At 65.9% G+C, this 3,692-nt stretch carries 4 protein-coding genes and 1 pseudogene; 4 read left to right on the forward strand and 1 reads right to left on the reverse strand.

All coding sequences use genetic code 11. The annotated features are described in order from the left end of the window. Window positions 1-58 precede the first annotated feature (58 nt). The 4 genes from J9893_RS13940 (at window position 59) to J9893_RS13955 (ending at window position 3,562) form a co-directional block, all read left to right on the forward strand. Window positions 59-547: a redoxin family protein gene (locus J9893_RS13940; RefSeq protein ID WP_034053978.1), complete on the forward strand. Its 489-nt coding sequence runs from the start codon at window positions 59-61 to the stop codon at window positions 545-547. A gap of 4 nt (window positions 548-551) precedes the next feature. Then, entirely contained in the window at window positions 552-2,084 is a 1,533-nt protein-coding gene (locus tag J9893_RS13945; protein WP_210599735.1) for a protein adenylyltransferase SelO, read from the forward strand. A gap of 567 nt (window positions 2,085-2,651) precedes the next feature. Then, window positions 2,652-3,092, forward strand: a complete 441-nt coding sequence (gene msrB / locus J9893_RS13950) for a peptide-methionine (R)-S-oxide reductase MsrB (RefSeq protein WP_034054008.1) — start codon at window positions 2,652-2,654, stop codon at window positions 3,090-3,092. Next, entirely contained in the window at window positions 3,089-3,562 is a 474-nt protein-coding gene (locus tag J9893_RS13955; RefSeq protein ID WP_065806357.1) for an alpha/beta fold hydrolase, read from the forward strand. Before msrB ends, J9893_RS13955 begins: the two co-directional genes overlap by 4 nt. Here J9893_RS13955 and J9893_RS13960 read toward each other — a convergent pair. After that, window positions 3,527-3,679: pseudogene (locus J9893_RS13960) on the reverse strand (IS4 family transposase); the annotation flags it as partial. The gene J9893_RS13955 and the pseudogene J9893_RS13960 sit on opposite strands and share 36 nt — an antisense overlap. Window positions 3,680-3,692 lie beyond the last annotated feature (13 nt).

Here is a 3,692-nt window from a genome sequence, read left to right on the forward strand (position 1 = left end):
CGGCGCGCCAGTGGGCGGGCCGACCCGGTGTGTCTGTTTTTTTCCTGAGGAGATGGTGATGCAATCCCGGTGCATTCAACAGGCGCCCGAGCTGCGGGTGCCGTGGTGGATCGACGGCGAAGGGCGCAGCATGGCACCGCTGAAGCTGTCCGATCTGGGCGACGGGTTCAAAGTGATCTTCTGCTTCCAGCACTGGTGTCCGGGCTGCCACAGCCATGGCTTTCCGACCCTGCAGAAGCTGATCAAGGCGTTGGGCGATCGCGGCTTCGCGTTTGCCGCGGTGCAGACCGTGTTCGAGGGCGCCGAGTCCAACACCTTCGAGCGCCTGCGCGAGACGCAGTTGCGCTACGGCTTGAACATTCCGTTCGGACACGACCCTGCGATCGGACGCGCGTCGTCGCTCATGGCGGACTACGGGACGCGCGGCACGCCGTGGTTTTTGGTGATCGATCCGCTGGACGAGGTGCTCTACAGCGACTTCGAGCTCGACGAGCGGCAGCTGATCGGGGCGTTCGGCGCTTCGAACGATGGTCTCAAGGCGGCCTGAAGTCATGCGTGCGTCCACACCAAAGGCCGTGTCGGAGCCGAAGACGCCGGGGACGGGCCCGGCGTTTCGGCTGCCGTTTGACAACAGCTTCTTCCGGGACATGCAGGGGTTCTATGTGCCTTGGAAGCCCGAGCCGTCCCCGGCCCCGGCCTGGGTGCAGTTCAACGACGCCCTGGCGCTGGAGCTGGGGCTGGAGCCGGCGACGCTGAAGTCTGCGACCGGTCTGGCGTGGCTGTCCGGCGTGGAAATGCCGGCTGAGGCGGCGCCGCTGGCGCAGGCCTACGCGGGACACCAGTTCGGCCAGTTCTCGCCACACTTGGGGGATGGCCGCGCCTTGCTGCTCGGGGAACTCATCGACACGGCAGGACAGCGTCGGGACCTGGCCCTCAAGGGGTCGGGCCGTACGCCGTTTTCGCGCCGTGGCGATGGCAAGGCGGCACTGGGCCCGGCGCTGCGCGAGTACCTCATGGGCGAGGCCATGCACGCGTTGGGCATTCCCACGACGCGTGCGCTGGCGGTGATCCGGACCGGTGAGCGGGTGAACCGCGAGGGCTCGCCCCCCGGGGCGATCTTGGTGCGCGTGGCGGCCAGCCACTTGCGGGTGGGCACTTTTGAGTTCTTCGCGGCGCGGGAGGAGGAGGTGATGCTTCGGTGGCTGCTCGACTATGCCGTGGCGCGGCATGACCCCGCCCTCGCCAAGCTTTCCGACAAGCCCATTCCGATGCTGGAGGCCGTCTGTGAGCGGCAGGCGCAGCTGATTGCACGCTGGATGGGCGTGGGCTTCATCCACGGGGTGATGAACACCGACAACATGAGCATTTCGGGCGAGACCATCGACTATGGTCCGTGTGCGTTCATGGAGGGTTTCGATCCGGCCACGGTGTTCAGCTCGATCGACCGTCAGGGGCGATATGCCTACGGCCAGCAGCCGGCCATGGCGCAATGGAACCTGGCCCGTCTGGCCGAAGCGTTGCTGCCGGTTCTGGACGCCCGCGATATCGACGTCGTGGAACGGGTGGAACAGGTGGTGGCCGGGTTTGCCGTGCGCTTTGACCGGCATTGGACCGGGCAGCTGCGCGCCAAGCTGGGCTTGGCCGCTGAAGAGCCGGACGACCGCGCCCTGGCGGACGACTTCCTGCAGCTGCTGCAGCGGGAAAAGGTGGACTTCACGCTGGCGTTCCGCCTCCTGTCCGACGCCATCACGGGGCCGGATGCCGCACTGCACGACCTGTTCGGACGGGAGCGCCCGGCGCTCTCGGACTGGCTGGCGCGCTGGCGCCAGCGCATGGCCCGGGAGGGAAGGACCTTGCAGGACTGCGCCGCAACGGCGTGGTCGGTCAATCCCTTCGTGATCCCGCGCAATCACCAGGTGGAGGCGGCGCTGTCGAGTGCCGTGGACGAGGCCGACCTCGGTCCGTTCGAGCGCCTGCTGGCGGTGCTGGGGCGGCCGTACGAGACGGTGGAGTCCGCGCGGCCATTCACGCTGCCGGCCTCGCCCGAAGTGGCCGCAGCCCACCGCACCTTCTGCGGCACCTGATTGGGGTACCCAACGATTTCTGAAAGGAGACTTCGCATGACCACAACGAAACAGGAACCCGGTGTCCTTGGCGAAGCGGCCGCTCCCCTGGGTGTGACCCGGTGGGTGGACGCGTCGGGCCAGGCGCTGGAACACTTCGACCTGGACCGCATGCCCGGCCGGTTCAAGCTCATCTTCTGTTTTCAGGACGCCTGCCCGGGGTGCCATGCGACCGGCTTTCCGGCGCTTGCCCGGGTGGTCGACGCGTTTCGGGGGAGCGACTTCGTCGGGTTCGCCGCAGTCCAGACCGTGTTCGAGGACTTCGGTTCGAACACCTGGGAGCGCATGCTGGCCAATCACTCCCGCTACGCGCTGGGCATTCCCTTCGGGCACGACGCCGGTGACGAACAGGACGGCGCGGGTTCGGAGCTGATGCGCCGCTACCGCAACGGCGGCACACCCTGGTTCATCCTGATCGATCCCGATGGCAGAGTGGTCTACAACCATTTCCGAATCGACGCCGACAAGCTCGTCACCTTTCTCAAGCGGCTGGAAAACGAACCGGCGGCACCGGAGCCTGGGCCCGACATGTTGACTTGGAAAGGAGTGATTCAACTGGTGGAAACGGGCAACCCGACGCCACCGCGCCGAGTTGAGCGCAGCGAAGCCGAGTGGGCCCAACAGCTGACGCCCGAGCAGTTCCGAATCACGCGGCTCAAGGGCACCGAACGGGCGCACAGCTCCTCGATGTGTACGCTGTTTTCGCCCGGGATCTACCGGTGCGTGTGCTGCGGCACTGAACTATTCGATGCGTCGACCAAATATGACAGCCGCAGCGGCTGGCCCAGCTTCACGCAGGCCATTGCCCCGGGTCTGGTGGGCTATCACGGAGACAACAGCCACGGCATGGTGCGGGTGGAGACGACGTGCAACGTCTGCGACGCCCACCTGGGTCACGTGTTTCCCGACGGACCCAAGCCCAGCGGTCTGCGCTACTGCATCAACGCCCTGGCACTGGAGAAAGCATGAGCAGCGAAAAGGTAGGCTTCGCTGGCAGCAGCCAGGGTCTGCTGGTGGGTGTCTTGGAACGCCCGGACCATGCACCGTTACAAGCCCTGGCGGTGTTTGCCCACTGCTTTACCTGCGGAAAGAACTCTCTCGCCGCGACCCGCATCAGCCGGGCGCTGGCTCAGCAGGGCATCGCCACGCTGCGCTTTGATTTCACCGGTCTGGGCGAGAGCGAAGGCGACTTCGGGCGCGGTGGCTTTTCGTCCAGCGTGGCGGACATTGTGGCGGCGGTGCACTGGATGCAGAGCACGATCGGCATGCCTGCACTGTTGGTCGGACACAGCCTGGGGGGGACGGCGGCCATCGCGGCGGCTGCCCGCCTCGACGGCATACGGGCGGTTTGCACGCTGGGCGCACCCGCGACGGCCGACCATGTGCTTCGTCACTTCGGTCCGACCAAGTCCGAAGAGGATGGGCAGAGCCGGGAGTAGTCTCGCAGGCTGGATATCCCGGAGTCGCTGACAAAAACCGGTAAATTTACCGATCCGGTTGAGTTCAGAAGAGCTAAGAAGTTGCTTGAGGTACTGGGTTGCATTGATAATAGTCATGGCTTCGGGCGTG

Origin of the sequence: Aeromonas sp. MaB10011B (genome assembly GCF_017939325.1) — a bacterium.
In the GTDB taxonomy this organism is placed as follows: Bacteria; Pseudomonadota; Gammaproteobacteria; order Enterobacterales; family Aeromonadaceae; genus Aeromonas; species Aeromonas caviae.

Coding starts and splice junctions, on each gene's coding strand:
- J9893_RS13955 (WP_065806357.1), top strand. CDS start 3,089: ATGAGCAGCGAAAAGGTAGGCTTCGCTGGCAGCAGCCAGGGTCTGCTG.
- J9893_RS13940 (WP_034053978.1), top strand. CDS start 59: ATGCAATCCCGGTGCATTCAACAGGCGCCCGAGCTGCGGGTGCCGTGG.
- msrB (WP_034054008.1), top strand. CDS start 2,652: ATGTTGACTTGGAAAGGAGTGATTCAACTGGTGGAAACGGGCAACCCG.
- J9893_RS13945 (WP_210599735.1), top strand. CDS start 552: ATGCGTGCGTCCACACCAAAGGCCGTGTCGGAGCCGAAGACGCCGGGG.